We start from the raw sequence: 18,816 nt of genomic DNA on the forward strand, positions 1-18,816 counted from the left end.
ATAGACAGCATGGGCCATGCTGGCTATCGCCACCAATGTTATGCGCTCATGCCCCATTCGTCGGCAAAGGCGGCGCGGAAATCCGTCAGCACGGCCAGGCGCTGTTCGGCCAGGGCGCGGCCGGCCGCCGTCTGCATCTTGCCGGGCAGTTTGTCGAGCTTGGTGACGATATGGTCGAGCGCGTATGCCTTGTCGTCGAGTTCGCGGTGCCGGGCCAGCGGGTCCGCCCCATGCGCCAGGGCGCTGTCCATGCGCGCGGCCGTGTAGAACAGGCGCGCCAGGCCGACGGCGCCCAGCGCGTCGATGCGGTCGGCATCCTGCACGATCTGCGCTTCGATGGTGTGCGGCGGGAGGTTGGCGGAAAAACTGTGCGTCTCGATGGCGTGGGCCACGCCGGCCAGTTTGTCTGCCGGGAAATCGAGCTGCGCCAGCTGGCGGCAAGCCAGCGCGGCGGCCTGGCGCGAGGCCAGATGGCGCTCGGGGTGGTTTTTCGGCAGGTTGACCAGGTCATGCAGATAGCAGGCGGCCATCACGGTGAGCGCATCGGCCTGCCCATGCTCTTGCAGCAGGACGGCGGCGTTGCGCCACACGCGGTGCAAATGGTTGATGTCGTGGGCGCTGTCGTCGCCCAGGCCGGCCGTGGCTAGCGCCAGCAGGCGTGGTTGCCATTGGGAAAGCAAGGAGTGCATGTTCAGACTTTTCTAAGGCAAAGCACGCAGTGTGGCATGAATCGCCGGGCACGGTGGCGTGGACGCCGCGCGGGCGCGCCGGTTTTGTTTTTCCCTGGCAACGCTACATGGCGCCCGATGCTCTTTTTTAGTGCATGTAATATTTACATAGGGTAACATTGCCGCACGGAAATTAGAAGTCTAAGCTAATTACAAGAAAGTATTTGCACAACAAACAGGCGGGAACCGTTCGTTTGTCGGCTCTTCCCACGTCCATGGCATGCGCGCAGGGCGCCTTGGCCTGTAGCCCCGGGCGACATATTTAATTAAAGGAACATCATGAGCACCATTTCCAGCGACACTGGTACGGCCGTCGCCAAGGCCGCCGAATACCTGGCTTTTACCCTGGGCCAGGAAGAGTACGGCATCGATATCCAGAAGGTCAGCGAAATCCGCAGCTATGAAACGCCGACCCGCATCGCCAACGCGCCCGAGTTCGTCAAGGGCGTGGTCAACCTGCGCGGCATCATCGTGCCGATCGTCGACATGCGCATCAAGTTCAACCTGGGCACGCCCAGCTATGACCAGTTCACCGTCGTCATCATCCTCAATATCGGCAACCGCGTCGTCGGCATGGTGGTCGACCGCGTCTCCGACGTCACGACCTTGCTGCCGGAACAGATCAAGCCGGCGCCGGACATGGGGCGCTCGATCAACACGGAATACGTGATCGGCCTGGGCACCATCGACGAGCGCATGCTGATCCTGGTCGATATCGACCAGCTGATGTCCAGCGCCGACATGGGTTTGATCGAGAAACTGGCGGCGTAATGCCGCAATGAACAGGATTTCCCTGCATATTGTCAAAAACTATTGACATTAAGTATTGCATATCGTTTCCGCAGGGAGCACGCTAGCGCATTTTCCTGGCGCACGGTTCAACCGAACCGTGCGCCAGTTTACTTGTCAGCCCAGGTTTGGCGGCGTCTGCCTTGCTGTCACTGGCGCTGGCTGCAGGGCCTCTCTTCAGGATATTAGGATAGTTCACATGAATTTGTTAAGAAACGTCAGCATCGGGGTACGACTGGGCTTGGGTTTTGCCATTATTTTGCTGTTTTCCATGATCATCACCGGCATCAGTGTCTGGCGTTTGCATGACGTGGCCAGCGCCACGCGCACGATGATGGAAGAGCCGCTGGCCAAGGAACGCTATATTTCCGACTGGTATACGCGCATCGACAGCGCCGTGCGCCGCACGATCGCCATCGCCCGCAGCAGCGACACTTCGCTGAGCGGCTATTTCGCCGAAGAGTCGAAAGTGTCGTCCGCCAGCTCCGCGGTCCTGCAAAAGAAGATCGCGGCCTTGCTGAAGGACCCGAAAGAGCAGGCCATGTTTGCCGGCTTGCTGGAATTGCGCGAAGTCTATGTCGGCTCGCGCGACCAGGTTTACAAGCTCAAGGGCGAGTCCCAGTCCGAGGCCGCCAACGAAGTATTTGAAAAGACCTTCGTTCCCGCCGCCGCCAAATACCAGAAGATGGTCTACGGCTTGCTGGAACACCAGCGCGCCACCATCGACGCCACGGCGCGCCAGATCGACGAGATCGCCAGCACCAGCCGCAATCTGCTGTTGCTGCTGTCGGCCCTGGCGCTGGCCTTTGGCGTCGTTTGCGCGTGGTTGTTGACGGCCGGCATCGTGCGTCCCCTGCGCACGGCCGTGGACGTCGCCCGCAAGGTGGCCGATGGCGACCTGACGGCGCAGATCGACGCCAGCGCCAAGGATGAAACGGGGCAGCTGCTGCAGGCGCTGGAAGACATGAACACCAGCCTGCTCAATATCGTGGGCGAAGTGCGCAGCGGCACGGACAGCATCGCGACGTCCTCGACGCAGATTGCCGCCGGAAATCAAGACCTGTCTTCCCGCACGGAAGAGCAGGCCGGTTCCCTGGAAGAAACCGCCTCGTCGATGGAAGAGCTGACGTCGACCGTGAAACAGAATGCGGACAATGCGCGCCAGGCGAACCAGTTGGCGGCTTCGGCGGCGCAAGTGGCCGTCAAGGGCGGCGAAGTGGTGGCGCAGGTGGTGGGCACGATGCAATCGATCAATACGTCGTCGAACAAGATTGTCGACATCATCAGCGTCATCGACGGCATCGCCTTCCAGACCAACATCCTGGCCCTGAATGCGGCCGTGGAAGCGGCCCGCGCGGGCGAACAGGGCCGCGGCTTTGCCGTCGTGGCGACCGAAGTGCGCAACCTGGCGCAACGTTCCGCTTCGGCCGCGAAGGAGATCAAGACCCTGATCGGCGCGTCCGTGGAACAGGTCAACGCGGGCAGCATGCTGGTGGCGCAGGCCGGCTCGACCATGAACGACATCGTCGACAGCGTGCAGCGCGTGAGCGACATCATCACGGAAATCACGGCCGCCAGCAGCGAGCAAAGCGTGGGCATCGACGAGATCAACCGGGCCATCGGCCAGATGGATGCTGTGACGCAACAAAATGCGGCGCTGGTGGAAGAGTCGGCGGCTGCGGCCGAATCGATGCAGCACCAGGCGCACAAGCTGGCGCAAGTGGTCAGCGTCTTCAAGCTCAACGCCGGGCAGGCCGGTGCCGGCAGCTTGAAGGGGGTGCAACGCCCGGCAGGCAAGGAAGCACCGCCGCGCGCCTTGCGCCTCGGCTAAGCGTTCTTGCACGACCAGTGGCGAGCGCGGCAGCGTTTGCCTGCTGCGCTGGCTGCCTTGTTCAGCCTTCCCTCTTATGTAGTCTGGTTCCGCTTTTTAGGATATTCACATGAATTTGTTAAGAAACGTCAGTATTGGTGTGCGCCTCGGCCTCGGTTTTGCCGTCATTTTACTGTTTTCCATGGTCATTACCGGCATCAGCGTGTGGCGTTTGCACGACGTGGCCACGGCCACGCGCACCATGATGGAGCAGCCGCTGGCGAAGGAACGCTATATTTCTGACTGGTACAGCAAGATCGACAGCGGCATCCGCCGCACCACGGCCATCGTGCGCAGTTCCGACACCTCGCTGGGACCGTATTTCGCGGAAGAAGCGAAACAGTCGTCCGTCGTCTCGGGTGAGCTGCAAAAGAAAATCGAAGCCCTGATTTCTGGCCCGCAAGAAACGGAACTGTTCCGCCAGGTCAGCGACATGCGCAAGGTGTATCTGGATGCTCGTGAGCAAGTATCGAAGCTGAAGGCGGCCGGGCAGACGGAAGAGGCGGACAAGGCCTTCCAGGCCGTCTTCGTGCCCGGATCGACGAAATACCAGAAAGTCATCATGAACATGCTGGAGCACCAGCGTGCCAGCATCGACGCCACCGCGCGCGAGATCGACGAAGTGGCCAAGACCAGCCGCAACCTGATGCTGGTGCTGGCCGCGCTGGCGCTGGCCTTCGGTATCGCCTGCGCCTGGGTCTTGACGATGGGCATCGTGCGGCCCCTGCGCACGGCCGTCGAGATCGCCCGCAAGGTGGCCGATGGCGACCTGACGGCGCAGATCGACGCCAGCGCCAAGGATGAAACGGGGCAATTGCTGCAGGCGCTGAAGGATATGAACACCAGCCTGCTCAATATCGTGGGCGAAGTGCGCAGCGGCACGGACAGCATCGCGACGTCCTCGACGCAGATTGCCGCCGGAAATCAAGACCTGTCTTCCCGCACGGAAGAGCAGGCCGGTTCCTTGGAAGAAACCGCCTCGTCGATGGAAGAATTGACGTCGACCGTGAAACAGAATGCGGACAATGCGCGCCAGGCGAACCAGTTGGCGGCTTCGGCGGCGCAAGTGGCCGTCAAGGGCGGCGAAGTGGTGGCGCAGGTGGTGGGCACGATGGAATCGATCAATACGTCGTCGAACAAGATTGTCGACATCATCAGCGTCATCGACGGCATCGCCTTCCAGACCAACATCCTGGCCCTGAATGCGGCCGTGGAAGCGGCCCGCGCGGGCGAACAGGGCCGCGGCTTTGCCGTCGTGGCGTCCGAAGTGCGCAACCTGGCCCAGCGTTCCGCTTCGGCCGCGAAGGAGATCAAGACCCTGATCGGCGCGTCCGTGGAGCAAGTCAACGCGGGCAGCATGCTGGTGGCGCAAGCCGGCTCGACCATGAACGACATCGTCGACAGCGTGCAGCGCGTGAGCGACATCATCACGGAAATCACGGCCGCCAGCAGCGAGCAAAGCGTGGGCATCGACGAGATCAACCGCGCCATCGGCCAGATGGATGCCGTGACGCAACAAAATGCGGCGCTGGTGGAAGAGTCGGCGGCCGCGGCCGAATCGATGCAGCACCAGGCGCACAACCTGGCGCAAGTGGTCAGCGTGTTCAAGCTCAATGCCCAGCAGGCCAGTGTCAGCGGTTTGAACGGCGTCAAGCGTCCGGCGGCCAAGGCACAGCAAGAAGCGTTGCGGATCGGCCGCGCCGCTTAATCGTCCGGCAGTGGAGGATTTTCCTTCCAGCCGGCGACCGCCAGCTGGGACAGCCGGTCCGCCTCGCCATTCCTGTGGCGCGGCAGCCAGCGCAAGCTGACATCATTGAATTGCTGCAGCAGGGCCACTACGCTGGCCCTTTGTACTTCCAGGCCCTTGGCGCCGACCGGCGTCGTTCCCAGCACGTCATTGATCACCACCTGGCTGTCGCCGTACAGCAGCAGTTGCACGGGCGGCGGGCGCACCTTGAGTGCCGCCTGCAGCACGGCCGTCAGGGCCGCATACTCCGCGTCGCTGCTGCTGCCATGGCCGGCCGCTTCGCTCACTTCGATGCGTTCGCCGTTCGGCCCCAGCAGCAGTGCGCCTATGCCCAGCTTGCCAGGGTTCGGGTGGGCGGAACCGTCGAACCAGCCGCGCCAGGCCAGCGGGCCGCCGTCGTCCTGCCGCTTGAGCGCCAGCTGGGCGCGGCGCGCCTGCATCCTCGCCTCTTTGCGCAGTTTGCGCGCCTCTGCCTCCGCCGTCATGGCTTGATCAGCAAGGTGTCGATCAGGCTGCCTATCCAGCACGCCACCAGCACACAAACGGCCACCGTCATGGCGGGGCCGTCATTGACCGACAGCGCGTCGACTTTTTCCATGATCAGCTGCACGTCGAGGGGCAGGGCGCCGCTGTCGATCTGTGCCATGACCTGGTCCAATCGTGCCATGATCTGGCGCAATACGAGCGCCAGTGCGACCAGGGCCGGCACGAGGAAGAGGCAGCCGCGTGCCTTGCGTTTTAGTAAGAAATGCCCGCTGCCGGGAAACACGAGGGCCGACAGCAGCAGGGCGAGATGACGTTTGGAAAGAGAGGAGCCGCTCATGCGCGCCTTTTGTAAGGGAAAGAGCGGCTCATCATACTATTGCCAGCCGAATTTGCGCAGATAGTAGCGTTTCATCAAAGTCGTCAGCAGGGTGTAGCAGACGAGAATGCCCAGCAGCCAGGGGAAGTAGCCCAGTGGCAAGGCTTGCAGCTTGAAGTAGGTCGCCAGCGGTCCCATCGGCAGGAACACGCCCACGGCCATGATGAGGGTCGTGGCCACCAGCAGGGGCACGGACGCGATGCTGTCGATGAAGGGCAGCCTGGGCGTGCGGATCAGATGCACGATCAGCGTCTGCGTCAGCAAGCCCACGACGAACCAGCCGGACTGGAACAGGGTTTGCTGTTCCGGCGTATTCGCGCCGAACACATGCCACATCAGGATAAACGTGCTGATGTCGAAGATCGAGCTGATGGGGCCGAAAAAGACCATGAAGCGGCCGATGTCGCGCGGGTTCCAGCTCAGCGGTTGCTGGATCAGTTCGGCATCGACATTGTCGAAGGGAATGGCGATCTGCGACACGTCATACAGCAGGTTTTGCACCAGCAGGTGCAGCGGCAGCATGGGCAAGAATGGCAGGAAGGCGCTGGCCACCAGCACGGAAAACACATTGCCGAAGTTCGAGCTGGCCGTCATGCGGATATATTTGAGCATGTTGCTGAAGGTGCGCCGGCCTTCCAGCACGCCTTCTTCCAGCACCATCAGGCTTTTTTCCAACAGGATGATGTCGGCCGCTTCCTTGGCGATATCGACGGCGGAATCGACGGAAATGCCGATGTCGGCCGCGCGCAGGGCGGGCGCGTCGTTGATGCCGTCGCCCATGAAGCCGACGATATGGCCATTGCCGCGCAGGGCGCGCACGAGGCGCTCCTTGTGCAGCGGGCTGAGCTTGGCAAACACGGTATTGTCTTCGGCCGCGCGGGCCAGGGTGGCGTCGTCCATGTCGTCCAGTTGCGGGCCTTGCAGCACGCCGTGCACGGCCAGGCCCACTTCGCGGCAGATCTTCGCCGTCACCAGGTGGTTGTCCCCCGTCAATACTTTCACGGTGACGCCATGTTCCGCCAGCGCGCGCAGGGCGGGCGCCGTCGATTCCTTGGGCGGATCGAGGAAGGCGACATAGCCGATCAGGGTCAGCGCCGTTTCATCGGCCACGCCGTACACGGTCTTATGGGGCGGCACTTCCTTGACGGCCACGGCGACCACGCGTAAACCTTCCGCGTTCAGGCCGTGCGTGGTTTCCAGCACCTTGTCCAGCAGGGCGGCGTCGAGCGGCACGTTGACGCCATTGAGGCGCAGATGGCTGCAGGCGGCAAGGATTTCCTCGACGGCGCCCTTGCAGATCAGTTCATGGTGATCATTCTTTTCGGAAACGACGACGGACATGCGGCGGCGCACGAAATCGAACGGGATTTCATCGACCTTCACGTAATCGCGGGCCAGCTGCATTTCCGTCTGCAATTCCACGTGGTCGAGCACGGCGCGGTCGAGCAGGTTTTTCAGGCCCGTCTGGTAGTGGCTGTTCAGGTAGGCAAATTGCAGTACTTCGTCCGATTGCTGGCCAAACACGTCCGTATGGCGTTCCAGCACGATCTTGTCCTGCGTCAAGGTGCCCGTCTTGTCCGTGCACAGCACGTCCATGGCGCCGAAGTTCTGGATGGCGTCCAGGCGCTTGACGACGACTTTCTTTTTCGACAGTTTTACGGCGCCCTTGGCCAGGGTGCTGGTGACGATCATGGGCAGCATTTCCGGCGTCAGGCCGACGGCCACGGACAGGGCGAACAAAAACGCTTCCATCCAGTCGCCCTTGGTCCAACCATTGATGAGGAACACGAGCGGCGCCATCACGAGGGCGAAGCGGATCAGCAGCCAGCTGACGCTGTTCACGCCCGCCTCGAACGCCGTCGGCGTGCGCTCGGTGGCCGTCACGCGCGTGGCGATGGTGCCGAAATACGTGCGGTTGCCCGTGGCCAGGACCAGCGCCGTGGCCGCGCCCGAGATCACATTCGTGCCCATGAACAGCAGGTTGGCCAGGTCCATGGGGTCTTTGCCATGGGCGTCGGCCAGCTCGGCCATCTTTTCCACGGGCAAGGATTCACCCGTCATGGCGGCCTGGCTGACAAACAGGTCTTTGGCGGACAGCAGACGGCAGTCGGCGGGGATCATGTCGCCGGCCGACAGCACGATGATGTCGCCCTGCACCAGTTGTCGGATTGGCAATTCGGCCTGCTGGCCGTTGCGCAGCACGGTGGCCGTGTTGCTGACCATGGCTTTCAGGCGTTCGGCGGCCCGGTTCGAACGGCCTTCCTGCACGAAGCGCAGCAGGGTCGACAAAATCACCATGGTGCCGATGACGATAGTGGCTTTCGGGTCTTCCGTCAGGTAGGAAACAATCGCCAGCACGGTGAGCAGCAGGTTGAACGGATTCTTGTAGCACAGCCACAGATGCTGGTACCAGGCCAGCGGTTTTTCGTGTTCGACTTCATTCGGCCCCGTTTGCGCGCCGATGACTTGCGCCTCGGCATCGCGCAAGCCTTCCAGGCGCGTGTGCAGGCGGTTCAGGGCGCTGTCGAGCTCTTCATGGGCGGCTGCCAGCAGCTGACGCGCCAGGTGGTCGGGCACGGGGCGGGCCGTGCTGTTTTCCAGCGGCATGGCGCGGCGGCGGAAGTTGCCGGCCGTGTGGCGCTTGCGCAGGAACGATTCGAACAAACGGGTGAAGAGATTCATGCTCTTCCTTTCACGACGAGGTGTTGACGGGCGGCGCAGCCGCAGGCAAGACTTGCGTGCCGCCTAGACACAATAGTGCTGGCGGGCAATCCGGGTCAGTAGCCGGTCGCGATCGGAAAGAGGGAGGGAGAGGCGCGCGGCCGGACTGGCCGCGCGAGACACCGCACCTTGCTCAGCAAGGCACGGAGGAAAGAGAGTTCCGCGTTGCTTGCTGTTTAGCTGCCGAGGCAATCACCGATACAAGATCGGCTACTGTCACTAGAACAAGTACCCACGTGGGACTCCGTAAATGAATAATGGGGGCATCTTATGCACGTGCTGCAACAGTGTCAACTGAAGAAATCTTAGGTTTCCAAAGTGTAATGTTAGTGTGGACGAACACGAAAGTCCGAGGCCTCGGCCATTCGCGTTGTTGTGACAATGTGTGATTCTTTCTGCTTGGCAATCCGTTATGCTCGGGTACGCGGATGCGCTACTCCTGCAGCTTCCAGATCCTGCTCGACATCAGGATGCCTTGGCGTTGTTGTGCTGTTTGCCGTCGTTCCGCTGACCGGCTTTCTACTGGTGCACGCCTGAGCCTGAGCCATTTTTGGCGTGGCGCGCCTCGCCAAAGGCTACGCGCTCCCTGCCAGCTTCCACGATGCTGCTGCTCCGCATGCGTAGAAACCCGTGAATGACTCTTATATGGCGAGCATGATTGGCAGCGGCCGACGTCTTTCGGTTCATTGCGTTGAAGAAATTGAGTGGCTACAGTTTTGGGAGGTCTCCAACCTCCAGGCCGCCGGTGGTCGTTCACCGGCGGCGGTACAGGCCGGGCTGGGCTCGCAGAATATTGATCTAATGGTGGACGTACCTGAGTTTTTCAACATCAAAGGGCGTGACCTGCCAACAACGGCAAGGAGCAGTCGTTCGAAGCGCAACTTGAGTAACTAAAATCAATGATAAAAATTATGGAATCTCAAATACAACTTCAGTTGGGACAGAAAATTTCCCGCATTTCTCTATTTTTTTTCTCCTTAATTTTCTTTGGCTGCGCCTTTGCTCCTGAAGTTGGACCGGCGAATGTAAGGTTTTTTTCCTTGGCTGTATCGGCATTATTTTATTGCGTAGGAAGCAATAAGTTTGCGTTGATTTCACCGACGAAGAGCTTGCAATGGCAGTTCATGCCGCCGATACCACGAGCTTTGTTTCTCGCTTTTTTTCAGTTGCTGGTATTGTCGGCTGTGATGATGCTCCTGGATGCTTAACTTGTCACGAGTTCACTGGACTCTGCTGGCCAGCGAATCGGACAATATCTGCCACAGCGCCGCATGGCGCTGCTGCAGCGCGGCGCCGCCCGCGTAAATGAGTTCCACGTGCAGGCTGTCGACGATGCCCAGGTAGGCTTGCGCGTACAGGTTGACGCGTTGCGGCGGCAGGGCGGGCGCCAATCGCCCCAGGCTGGCCACGTAATGGCGCTGCAATTGCGCCAGCAAGGCTTCGTAGCCCGTGCCCACTTCCACGCGCAGGGGCGCGGGCGGCAAATACGCCGTGCGCAGCAAGAAGCGCAAATGGGCTGACTCCGCATAGCGCTGCGCCATGCGGTCGCAGTACAGGGCACCGGCCCGCTGTCCGCCCGGCGCCGCCAGCGCGGCCTCGTCGGCGAAGCAGGCATCCATGAAGGCATGCTCTTCGGCCAGCGCGTCGGCAAACACGTCCAGAAACAGGGCGTCCTTGCCGGCGAAGTGCGAATACAGCGACGCCTTGCGCATGCCGGCTTGCGCGGCGATGTCGCTGAGGGAGGAAGCGTCGTAGCCGTGTTCCGAAAAATGGACGACGGCGACGGCACAGATGTTATCGGCCGAGGCCGAGCGTTTTTTCATCATTGGGGTGAGAGTGGGTGAGGCGTCAGTGCGCTCCCAGGCTGCTGGCGGGTGCCGGATGGACGCGCGCAGTGGCCAGGGTCAGCCATGATACCAGCAGGCCGGCCACGGTCAAGAACAGCAGCCAGGGCAGCGGTCCCCGTTCGGACAGGCCGGCTGCCAGCGGCGTGGCCAGCGATGACAAGCTCATCTGTATGGCGCCCAGCAATGCCGCCGTGGAACCGAGCGCGCGCTGCTGCGAACCCATGGCCATGGCCATCAGCGCCGCTTCCGCCATGCCCAGGCCAAACAGGGCCACGAACATGCCGGGGACGACGGCCATGATTCCCCCTCCGCCCCAGGCGCCGAGCAGGGCCAGCCCCGCGCCGGCCAGCATGGCGGCGCTGCCCGCCACGCTCAAGCGCGCCACGCCATGGCGGCCTACCAGGCGCCCGCTGGCCAGCGCACCGAGCAGCACGGCCACGCCCGTGGCGCCGAAGACGAGGCCGAAGCTGCCGGCGGACAGGCCGAAATCGCGCTGGTACACGAGCGACGCGCCGCCGATATACGCAAACAGGAAAAAGAAAGTGGCGGACAGGGCCAGCGCGGGCAGCAGGAAGGCGCGGTCGAGCGCGATGCGCGCATACGTGCGGTGCATGCCTTTCGGCGACACCCGCTGCTTCGGCGGCAAGGTTTCCGGTAGGAACAACGCGCTATTGAGCAGGGTCAAGGCGCCCAGCGCGGCCAGGGCCAGCATCACGGCGCGCCAGCCGTAATGTGCGTCGAGCAAGCCGCCCACGGCGGGCGCCAGCACGGGCGCCAGGCCCACGATGGTCATCAGGAGGGCAAACAGCTGCGCCGCTTGGACGCCGTCGGCCACGTCGCGCACCATGCTCATCACCACGACCAGGGTCAGCGCCGCGCCCAGGCCTTGCACCGCGCGCGCCAGCAGCAGGGTGGTCAACTGATCCGCCTGCGCGGCCCACAGGGCCGCCGCGATATAGACGGCGATGCCGGCCAGGAGCGGACGGCGCCGGCCCAGCATGTCGGTGAGCGGCCCGCACAGCAGCTGCCCGCCGCCCAGGGCCAGCAGGAAAACGGTCAGGCTCAGCTGCACATTCGCATACGAGGTGTGCAGCTCGCGCGCCATGGCCGGCATGGAAGCGAGGTACATGTCGATGCCGGCCGGACCGAGCACGGCCACCAGGGCCAGGGAAGCCGCCAGAGCGAGACTGGCGGCGGGGAGGGTGGTTTGCTGCTGCATTGCATTTCCTTCATATCGTCAAAAAACGCGGCATGGACACCGCCGTCTTTTTTATTGTACACTGGCTACCTACCGATAGGTAGCTATCGCGGTCAATGAAAGGATGAGAACGATGAAGGAAGAAACTATGAGGGGAGAGACGGCATGACGGAAGTGGGAATTTCGCTCAGCGGCGTAGCCGTGGCGCTGCTGTTTGCCGCCTGGAGTTCGTATCGCGCCCGCTGCGAGCGGCGTGACGTCGTGTGCCTGACGATACTGGGCACCGTGCTGGGCGTGCCTGGGGCCGTCTTGCTGGCGCTGTAGAGCGCGCATAAAAAAACGGCAGACCTTGCGGCCTGCCGTTCTGTTTTAATTTAATACTCCCGGCTTTTGCCGGGATTTCATTTCTTGATTGCTGAGTTTCGACGCCTGACAAAACCGTAGCGAGCGTCAGTGAGGCTCGGCGCCCCCTTGTGGCCAAGAAGCGCTACCGTACTTGAGTACGGTGAGCATCGCCGGCCGCAAAGCGCGACGCGCAGTAGGTTTGGTCTGGCGTCATTCCTCTTCGTACGAGCTGATCGGGGCGCAGCCGCAGAACAGGTTGCGGTCGCCGTACACGTTGTCGGCGCGGCCGACCGGTGGCCAGTATTTGCGCTGGCGCAAGGAAGCGACCGGGTAGGCGGCGATTTCGCGGCTGTACTTGCGTTCCCAGTTGTCCGACATCAATACCTGTGCCGTGTGCGGCGCGTTCTTCAACGGATTGTCGTCGTGGTCGAATTCACCGCTGGCGACCTTGGCGATTTCCGCGCGGATGGCGATCATGGCGTCGATGAAGCGGTCGATTTCCACTTTCGATTCGCTTTCCGTCGGCTCGATCATCAAGGTGCCCGGCACGGGGAAGCTCATGGTCGGCGCATGGAAACCGAAGTCCATCAGACGCTTGGCCACGTCTTCGTTGCTGATGCCGGTGGCGTCCGTGATCGGGCGCAGGTCCAGGATGCACTCGTGCGCGACCAGGCCGTCGTGGCCCGAATACAGCACAGGGTAGTGCGGCGCCAGGCGGCGCGCGATGTAGTTCGCCGCCAGGATCGCCGTCTCGGTCGCCGCCGTCAAGCCTTCCGCGCCCATCATGGCGATGTACATCCACGAAATCGGCAGGATGCTGGCCGAGCCGAATGGCGCGGCGCTGACGGCGCCGATGCCTGCGACGTCGCGCTGGTAGCCCGACGAGCGCTGGTTCGGCAGGAATTTCGCCAGGTGGGCGCCCACGCCGATGGGGCCGACGCCCGGTCCGCCGCCGCCGTGCGGGATGCAGAAGGTTTTATGCAGGTTCAGGTGCGACACGTCGCCCCCAAAACTGCCGGGAGCGGCCACGCCGACCAGCGCATTCATGTTGGCGCCGTCGATGTAGACCTGGCCGCCGTGCGAGTGGATGATCTCGCACAGTTCCTGGATGCCTTCTTCAAACACGCCGTGGGTGGATGGGTAGGTGACCATCACGCAGGCCAGGTTGGCGCTGTGCTTTTCCGCTTTCGCCTTCAGGTCGGCCAGGTCCACGTTGCCGTTGGCGTCGCAGCTGGTGACGACCACCTGCATGCCGACCATGTTGGCCGATGCGGGATTGGTGCCGTGCGCCGACGATGGAATCAAACAGATGTTGCGGTGGCCTTCGCCGCGCGACTCGTGGTAGGCCTTGATCACCAGCAGGCCCGCGTATTCGCCCTGCGAGCCGGCGTTCGGCTGCAGCGAGACGGCCGCGTAGCCCGTCAATGCGCACAGCATTTCTTCCAGCTGCGCGATCATTTCGCGGTAGCCCACCGTTTGCGCATCGGGCGCGAACGGGTGGATGTTGGAGAACTCGGGCCAGGTGACGGGAATCATTTCGCTCGTCGCGTTCAGCTTCATGGTGCACGAGCCGAGCGGGATCATGGTGCGGTCCAGCGCCAGGTCCTTGTCGGCCAGGCTGCGCAGGTAGCGCAGCATTTCGTGTTCCGAGTGGTAGCTGTTGAAGACGGGGTGGGTCAGGTAGGCGCTTTCGCGCGCCAGGTTGGCCGGCAGCGCGCTGGTCACAGCCGCTTCCACGCTATCGAGGTCCGGGGCGGCAGGCGCGTTGGCCACGCCGTCGGCGAAGACGTTCCACAGCAGCGCGATATCGTCGCGCGTGGTGGTTTCGTCCAGCGACAGGCCCACGTGGGTGGTGTCGATCTTGCGCAGGTTGACGCCGTGCTTCAGTGCCGCCGCGTGCAGTTTTTCCGCATCGGCGACCTGGATGGTCAGGGTGTCGAAATAGGTGGTATTGACGACCTTGTGGCCCAGGGTCGTCAGGTTGGCGGCCAGCACGCCCGTAAAGCGGTGCACGCGCTGGGCGATCTGCAGCAGGCCGGCAGGACCGTGGTAGACGGCGTACATCGAGGCCATCACGGCCAGCAGCACTTGCGCCGTGCAGATATTCGACGTCGCTTTTTCGCGGCGGATATGCTGTTCGCGCGTTTGCAGGGCCAAACGGTACGCCTTGTTGCCTTGCGCATCGACGGTCACGCCCACCAGGCGGCCCGACATATTGCGCTTGAATTCATCGCGCGTGGACAGGTACCCTGCGTGCGGGCCGCCGAAACCGAGCGGCACGCCGAAGCGCTGGCTGTTGCCGACGACGACGTCGGCGCCCCATTCGCCTGGAGGCGTGAGCATGGTCAGGGCCAGCAGGTCGGCCGCGACGATGACCATGGCGCCATTCGCGTGCAGTTTTTCCACGCCGGCGCGGTAGTCGCGCACGACACCGTTGACGCCAGGGTATTGCAGGAGCACGCCGAAGCAGGCGTCCAGCGACTCGATTTCAGCCGGATCAAAAGTGCGCACCTCGATGCCGATCGGCTGGGCGCGCGTCTGCACCACTTCCAAGGTTTGCGGCAGCACGTCATTGGCGACGTACAGCACGTTCGATTTCGACTTGCCCACGCGCTGGATCAATGTCATCGCTTCGGCGGCGGCCGTGCCTTCGTCCAGCATCGAGGCGTTCGAGATGCCCATGCCGGTCAGGTCGGTGATCACCTGCTGGAAGTTCAAAATAGCTTCCAGGCGGCCTTGCGAAATCTCGGGCTGGTAAGGCGTGTAGGCCGTGTACCAGGCGGGATTTTCAAAGATGTTGCGCAAAACGACACCGGGGGTGAAGGTGTTGTAATAGCCTTGGCCAATCAGGGATTTCAAGACCTGGTTCTTGCCGGCGATGGCTTTCAGGCGCGACAGGGCTTCCTGTTCCGGCATTGGCTGCGAGTAGGCGCCCAGGGGCAGGGCGCCCTTGTTGCGGATGTTGCTTGGCACCAGGGCGTCGATCAGCGCGGCGCGCGATGGATAGCCGAGGGTCGCCAGCATGGCTTGCTGTTCGGTGGCGGAAGGGCCGATGTGGCGGGCGATGAAGGCATCGCGTGCTTCGAGTTGGGTCAGGCTGGTGCGGGTCATGATATAGAGGCCAAAAAAGACTGAAAAACCGGGATGCGGCGCGCGGGCGCGGCGGCGGGGTATAGCTACAAAACTAAATGCAAACGGGCCGCAAACGCGGCCCGTGAGTCAAACGCGATCAGGCGCTGGTGGTGGCGCCATAGGCGGCAGCGTCGAGCAGGCCGTCCAGGGCCGACACGTCGGCTGGCTTGATCTTGAACAGCCAGTTGGCGTAGGCGTCGGCATTGATCGACTCTGGCGAGTTGACGACGTCGTCGTTGACGGCCACGACTTCGCCGGCAACCGGCGCGTAGATGTCGCTGGCGGCTTTCACGGATTCCACCACGGCGGCATCGTCGCCGGCGCCATAGGTATTGCCCACGGTTGGCAGTTCGACGAAGACGATGTCGCCCAGCGCGTCCTGCGCGTATTCGGTGATGCCGACGGTGACGGTGCCGTCGCCTTCAAGGCGTACCCATTCGTGGGAAGCGGTGTACTTCAGGTCTGCAGGAATGTTCATGTGTGGCTCCAGATGGTAAATGTTCGTTATTGATTATGGTTGTACGGTCTTGCGGGCGGCTCTATCAACGCTTACGCAGCCAGGATTTTACCGTTACGCACGAAAGGCAGCTTGACGACGGAAGCGGCCAGCTGCTTGCCGCGGATTTCCACGTGCACGGTGTCGCCCACGGCCACGCCGTTCGGCACGCGCGCGAGAGCAATGGCTTCCTGCATCGTGGGGCTGAAGGTGCCGCTGGTGATTTCGCCCGTGGCGTCGCTGCCGGCGATGATGACTTTTTGATGGGCGCGCAGCACGCCGCCTTTTTCGCGCAGGATCAGGCCGACGAATTGCGCGTTCTGGCCCTTGGCCAGCAGGGCGGCCTTGCCGATGAAGTCGCGCTCGCTGACCAGGTCGATGGTCCACGCCAGGCCCGCGTCGAGCGGGTTGACGGTTTCGTCCATGTCCTGGCCGTACAGATTCATGCCCGCTTCCAGGCGCAGGGTGTCGCGCGCGCCGAGGCCGGCCGGCTTGACGCCGGCGGCAGCCAGAGCGTTCCACAGCGCTTCCACCTGGGTGGCGGCCACGCCGATTTCAAAGCCGTCTTCGCCCGTGTAGCCGGTGCGCGCCAGCATGACTTCGCCGAAGGCCGTGTCCTTGACGATGACGACGTTGAACGGCTTGATGGCTTCGGAAGCGGCTTGCGTTTCCGGCAGCACTTGCCACACCTTGGCGCGCGCGTTCGGACCTTGCACGGCCACCAGGGCCATCGGGTCGTTGGCATTGCGGCGCTCGGTAATCGTCAGGCCGCTGTTGGTGGCTGTATTTTGCTGCTGCATCCAGGCCACGTCTTTTTCAGCCGTGCCCGCGTTGACGACGAGGCGGAACCAGTTTTCGTTGAAGAAGTAGACGATCAGGTCATCGATGACGGTACCTTCGGCGTTCAACATGCACGAGTACAGCGCCTTGCCCGACACTTGCAGCTTGTCAACGTTGTTGGCCAGCAAGCCGCGCAAAAAGGCGCGCACGTTCGGGCCTTCGATATCGACCACGCACATATGGGACACATCGAACATGCCGGCGTCGCCGCGCACGGCGTTGTGTTCTTCGATTTGCGAGCCGTAGTTGACAGGCATGTCCCAGCCGCCGAAATCGACCATGCGGGCGCCGAGGGCACGGTGGGCGTTGTTGAGTGGGGTCGCTTTGAGCGTCATGGATTCCTCGGGACGAAGGTAAAGGGGGAAGTTAACAAAACATAGAATAGCCAAACACGGCTTTCCAGCGTGATCACTGACCCCCCTGTCCTTTGTACCTGAGAGATTACGGGGGCTTGCCCCGTGCGCCCCTTCGGTGGGCCGCCGGCATGTGCCGCGGCCGCTCTCCAGAGTTGAGCTAAAACATGTCGCCAAAGCAACAGCTTCAGTCCGCCTGATCGGTCCTTTTGCCTGAGAGTTTTTGGGTAGTGCCCCTTCGGCGGCAACGCTGGGTTGCCCTCTCCCGATCAAGTGCAAGGAATATATGCCAGCAGGGTGTTTCTGTCAATCTGTAAAGACGTTGCCAAATTGCTGCAAAAGCCCTTGTTTGCGGGGCTGGGGAGGCTGCTGCCAGCGTGTAAAAGGGCGCCCGGCCGCGCAGGAATGGGCTATGATGAAGTTCTGGCTTTCTTGCGGGTGCCTGTCATGAACACTACACAAAGCGAGACGCAAAACAACACCGAGCAGCACGGCTACTTCACCCTCTCGGGCGACGTCAACAGCGATATGGTGCGGCGCGTCTTCAATGCCGCGGCCGACATCTCGGAAGACAAGCTCACTACCGCGCACATCCTGATCCAGTCCAACGGCGGCTATGTCAGCGATGGCATCTGCCTGTACAACTTCCTCAGTAAGTTGCCGCTCGACATCATTACCTATAACGCGGGCGCCGTGGCCTCCATCGCCGTGACCCTGTTCCTGGCGGGGCGCCAGCGCCATGCCAGCGACACGGCCCGCTTCATGGTGCACAAGTCGCATGCGACGGCTTCGCCCGGTTCGCGTCCCGATGCGCTCAGCATCATCGTCGAGGGCTTGCGCGCCGACGACATGCGCACGGAACGCATCCTGCGCAGCCACGTCAGCCTGACGGAAGAGCAGTGGCAGGTGCACGCATATTCTGACCTGCACCTGACGGCCGACCAGGCGCTGGAAGTGGGCCTGATCGCCTCGATCCGCGACTTCGCACCGCCCAAGGGCAAGCGTCTGACGAATATCTGACGTTCGCCCGTCGGCCAGGAGCGAAAATGTTTTTATGTGGCAATTTCTAAGGTGGAAATTGTAATGGAATGTAATTCTTGCTTGCTGTTGATGAAATCCCGGGCGCAAGCGGGGTCAGTCGTGGCATAGTGCATGCTGATCATGAAATAAGTGCAGGCACGATGACTTGGTGGAATGGGATTTCTTTTGCAGCCGATATGTCCGTGATGGGGCCGGCGGGCGTGGCGATCGCCGTGTGGCTGCTGGTGTCGCGCCAATGGAAGCTGGTGCTCAGCTGGAGCCTGTGGTACGGCGGCGGCCTGGCCCTCGTGGTGCTGTCGAAGCTGGCCTTCATGAGCTGGGGCGTGGGCAGCAGCACGCTCGACTTCACCGGTTTCAGCGGCCACGCCATGCGCGCCGGCGCCGTGTTCCCCGTCCTGATATACGTGCTGCTGCAGCGCGCCGAACCGCGCTGGCGCCATGCGGGCGTGCTGGCCGGCGTGGCCTTTGCCGTGCTGGTGGCCATTTCCCGCGTGGTCGTGCATGCGCACAGCGTGTCGGAAGCCGTCAGCGGCTGCGTGCTGGGCCTGGCGGTGGCGCTGGGCTTCATGTGGAATGCCCGCGGCGCCGTGAATATCGCCGTCAGCCATGCGCTGGCGCTGGCCAGTCTGGTGCTGATGGTGTTGCTCAGTTTCAAGGCGGAACCGATGCCCACCGAGGCGTGGCTGCAAAAACTGGCCATGGTGCTGTCCGGCCATGAGCATGTTTTTTCCCGCGCGGACTGGAAACTGGCGCAGGATGGCCGCCCGGCCCCGTGAAGCGCCGCCGCCTGACGCCTGGCACTGCTGTTTTTTGGCCAGAAAAGCATCAGGAAATGGTATGATGAACC

At 62.5% G+C, this 18,816-nt stretch carries 17 protein-coding genes and 2 riboswitches; of the genes, 8 read left to right on the forward strand and 9 right to left on the reverse strand.

The genetic code is table 11. The annotated features are described in order from the left end of the window. Window positions 1–38 precede the first annotated feature (38 nt). Window positions 39–689, reverse strand: a complete 651-nt coding sequence (locus BXA07_RS18620) for an HD domain-containing protein (RefSeq protein ID WP_076569717.1) — start codon at window positions 687–689, stop codon at window positions 39–41. Between the two features lie 318 nt (window positions 690–1,007). Between BXA07_RS18620 and BXA07_RS18625 the strand changes: the two genes are divergently transcribed. The 3 genes from BXA07_RS18625 to BXA07_RS18635 all read left to right on the forward strand — a co-directional run bounded on the left by BXA07_RS18625 (window position 1,008) and on the right by BXA07_RS18635 (window position 5,095). Next, a complete protein-coding gene (locus BXA07_RS18625) occupies window positions 1,008–1,499 on the forward strand; it encodes a chemotaxis protein CheW (RefSeq protein WP_076569720.1) in 492 nt (163 codons plus the stop codon). 217 nt (window positions 1,500–1,716) lie between these two features. After that, the gene (locus BXA07_RS18630; protein ID WP_076569723.1) at window positions 1,717–3,348 is read left to right on the forward strand and encodes a methyl-accepting chemotaxis protein; all 1,632 of its coding nucleotides are present in this window, start codon (window positions 1,717–1,719) and stop codon (window positions 3,346–3,348) included. A gap of 109 nt (window positions 3,349–3,457) precedes the next feature. Then, entirely contained in the window at window positions 3,458–5,095 is a 1,638-nt protein-coding gene (locus BXA07_RS18635) for a methyl-accepting chemotaxis protein (RefSeq protein WP_076569726.1), read from the forward strand. Here BXA07_RS18635 and BXA07_RS18640 read toward each other — a convergent pair. The 3 genes from BXA07_RS18640 to mgtA are packed head-to-tail and all read right to left on the reverse strand — an operon-like array spanning window position 5,092 to window position 8,678. Then, window positions 5,092–5,619, reverse strand: coding sequence for a ribonuclease HI family protein (locus BXA07_RS18640; RefSeq protein ID WP_076569729.1), 528 nt, complete (start codon window positions 5,617–5,619; stop codon window positions 5,092–5,094). The genes BXA07_RS18635 and BXA07_RS18640 overlap by 4 nt on opposite strands. Continuing rightward, the gene (locus tag BXA07_RS18645; RefSeq protein ID WP_076569732.1) at window positions 5,616–5,957 is read right to left on the reverse strand and encodes a DUF6677 family protein; all 342 of its coding nucleotides are present in this window, start codon (window positions 5,955–5,957) and stop codon (window positions 5,616–5,618) included. Before BXA07_RS18645 ends, BXA07_RS18640 begins: the two co-directional genes overlap by 4 nt. A 36-nt stretch (window positions 5,958–5,993) precedes the next feature. Beyond that, entirely contained in the window at window positions 5,994–8,678 is a 2,685-nt protein-coding gene (mgtA, locus tag BXA07_RS18650) for a magnesium-translocating P-type ATPase (protein ID WP_076569735.1), read from the reverse strand. Window positions 8,679–9,362: 684 nt separating this feature from the next. Between mgtA and BXA07_RS30275 the strand changes: the two genes are divergently transcribed. Further along, window positions 9,363–9,611 carry a hypothetical protein gene (locus BXA07_RS30275; protein WP_139335646.1) on the forward strand — a complete coding sequence of 83 codons (249 nt, stop codon included), beginning with the start codon at window positions 9,363–9,365 and terminating at the stop codon, window positions 9,609–9,611. A 17-nt stretch (window positions 9,612–9,628) separates the two neighbouring features. Beyond that, a complete protein-coding gene (locus BXA07_RS18655) occupies window positions 9,629–9,925 on the forward strand; it encodes a hypothetical protein (RefSeq protein WP_076569737.1) in 297 nt (98 codons plus the stop codon). Window positions 9,926–9,937: 12 nt separating this feature from the next. On the opposite strand, the gene BXA07_RS18660 is transcribed toward BXA07_RS18655, so the two are convergent. Both BXA07_RS18660 and BXA07_RS18665 read right to left on the reverse strand, forming a co-directional pair. Next, the gene (locus BXA07_RS18660) at window positions 9,938–10,543 is read right to left on the reverse strand and encodes a TetR/AcrR family transcriptional regulator (RefSeq protein ID WP_083708392.1); all 606 of its coding nucleotides are present in this window, start codon (window positions 10,541–10,543) and stop codon (window positions 9,938–9,940) included. A 22-nt stretch (window positions 10,544–10,565) separates the two neighbouring features. Continuing rightward, window positions 10,566–11,783 (reverse strand): Bcr/CflA family efflux MFS transporter, encoded by a 1,218-nt coding sequence (locus BXA07_RS18665; RefSeq protein ID WP_076569739.1) that lies wholly within the window; start codon window positions 11,781–11,783, stop codon window positions 10,566–10,568. 144 nt (window positions 11,784–11,927) lie between these two features. Here BXA07_RS18665 and BXA07_RS30840 point away from each other — a divergent pair, with 144 nt between their 5' ends. Next, window positions 11,928–12,086: a hypothetical protein gene (locus BXA07_RS30840; RefSeq protein WP_170909688.1), complete on the forward strand. Its 159-nt coding sequence runs from the start codon at window positions 11,928–11,930 to the stop codon at window positions 12,084–12,086. A 231-nt stretch (window positions 12,087–12,317) separates the two neighbouring features. Here the strand turns inward: BXA07_RS30840 and gcvP are convergent, their stop codons facing one another. From gcvP to gcvT, 3 genes are all read right to left on the reverse strand, one after another. Next, complete coding sequence (gcvP, locus tag BXA07_RS18670) at window positions 12,318–15,218, reverse strand: aminomethyl-transferring glycine dehydrogenase (protein ID WP_076569741.1); 2,901 nt, start codon at window positions 15,216–15,218, stop codon at window positions 12,318–12,320. Window positions 15,219–15,336: 118 nt separating this feature from the next. Then, the gene (gene gcvH / locus BXA07_RS18675; RefSeq protein ID WP_076569743.1) at window positions 15,337–15,717 is read right to left on the reverse strand and encodes a glycine cleavage system protein GcvH; all 381 of its coding nucleotides are present in this window, start codon (window positions 15,715–15,717) and stop codon (window positions 15,337–15,339) included. A gap of 71 nt (window positions 15,718–15,788) precedes the next feature. After that, the gene (gene gcvT / locus BXA07_RS18680; RefSeq protein ID WP_076569745.1) at window positions 15,789–16,910 is read right to left on the reverse strand and encodes a glycine cleavage system aminomethyltransferase GcvT; all 1,122 of its coding nucleotides are present in this window, start codon (window positions 16,908–16,910) and stop codon (window positions 15,789–15,791) included. 75 nt (window positions 16,911–16,985) lie between these two features. After that, window positions 16,986–17,091: riboswitch (glycine riboswitch) on the reverse strand. Between the two features lie 28 nt (window positions 17,092–17,119). Then, window positions 17,120–17,206: riboswitch (glycine riboswitch) on the reverse strand. A gap of 169 nt (window positions 17,207–17,375) precedes the next feature. On the opposite strand from gcvT, the gene BXA07_RS18685 reads away from it, so the two are divergent. Both BXA07_RS18685 and BXA07_RS18690 read left to right on the forward strand, forming a co-directional pair. Then, window positions 17,376–17,948, forward strand: coding sequence for an ATP-dependent Clp protease proteolytic subunit (locus tag BXA07_RS18685; RefSeq protein ID WP_076569747.1), 573 nt, complete (start codon window positions 17,376–17,378; stop codon window positions 17,946–17,948). A 197-nt stretch (window positions 17,949–18,145) separates the two neighbouring features. Then, the gene (locus BXA07_RS18690; RefSeq protein ID WP_076569749.1) at window positions 18,146–18,745 is read left to right on the forward strand and encodes a phosphatase PAP2 family protein; all 600 of its coding nucleotides are present in this window, start codon (window positions 18,146–18,148) and stop codon (window positions 18,743–18,745) included. Window positions 18,746–18,816 lie beyond the last annotated feature (71 nt).

The organism is Janthinobacterium sp. TND4EL3 (genome assembly GCF_900156175.1).
Classification (GTDB): domain Bacteria; phylum Pseudomonadota; class Gammaproteobacteria; order Burkholderiales; family Burkholderiaceae_D; genus Janthinobacterium.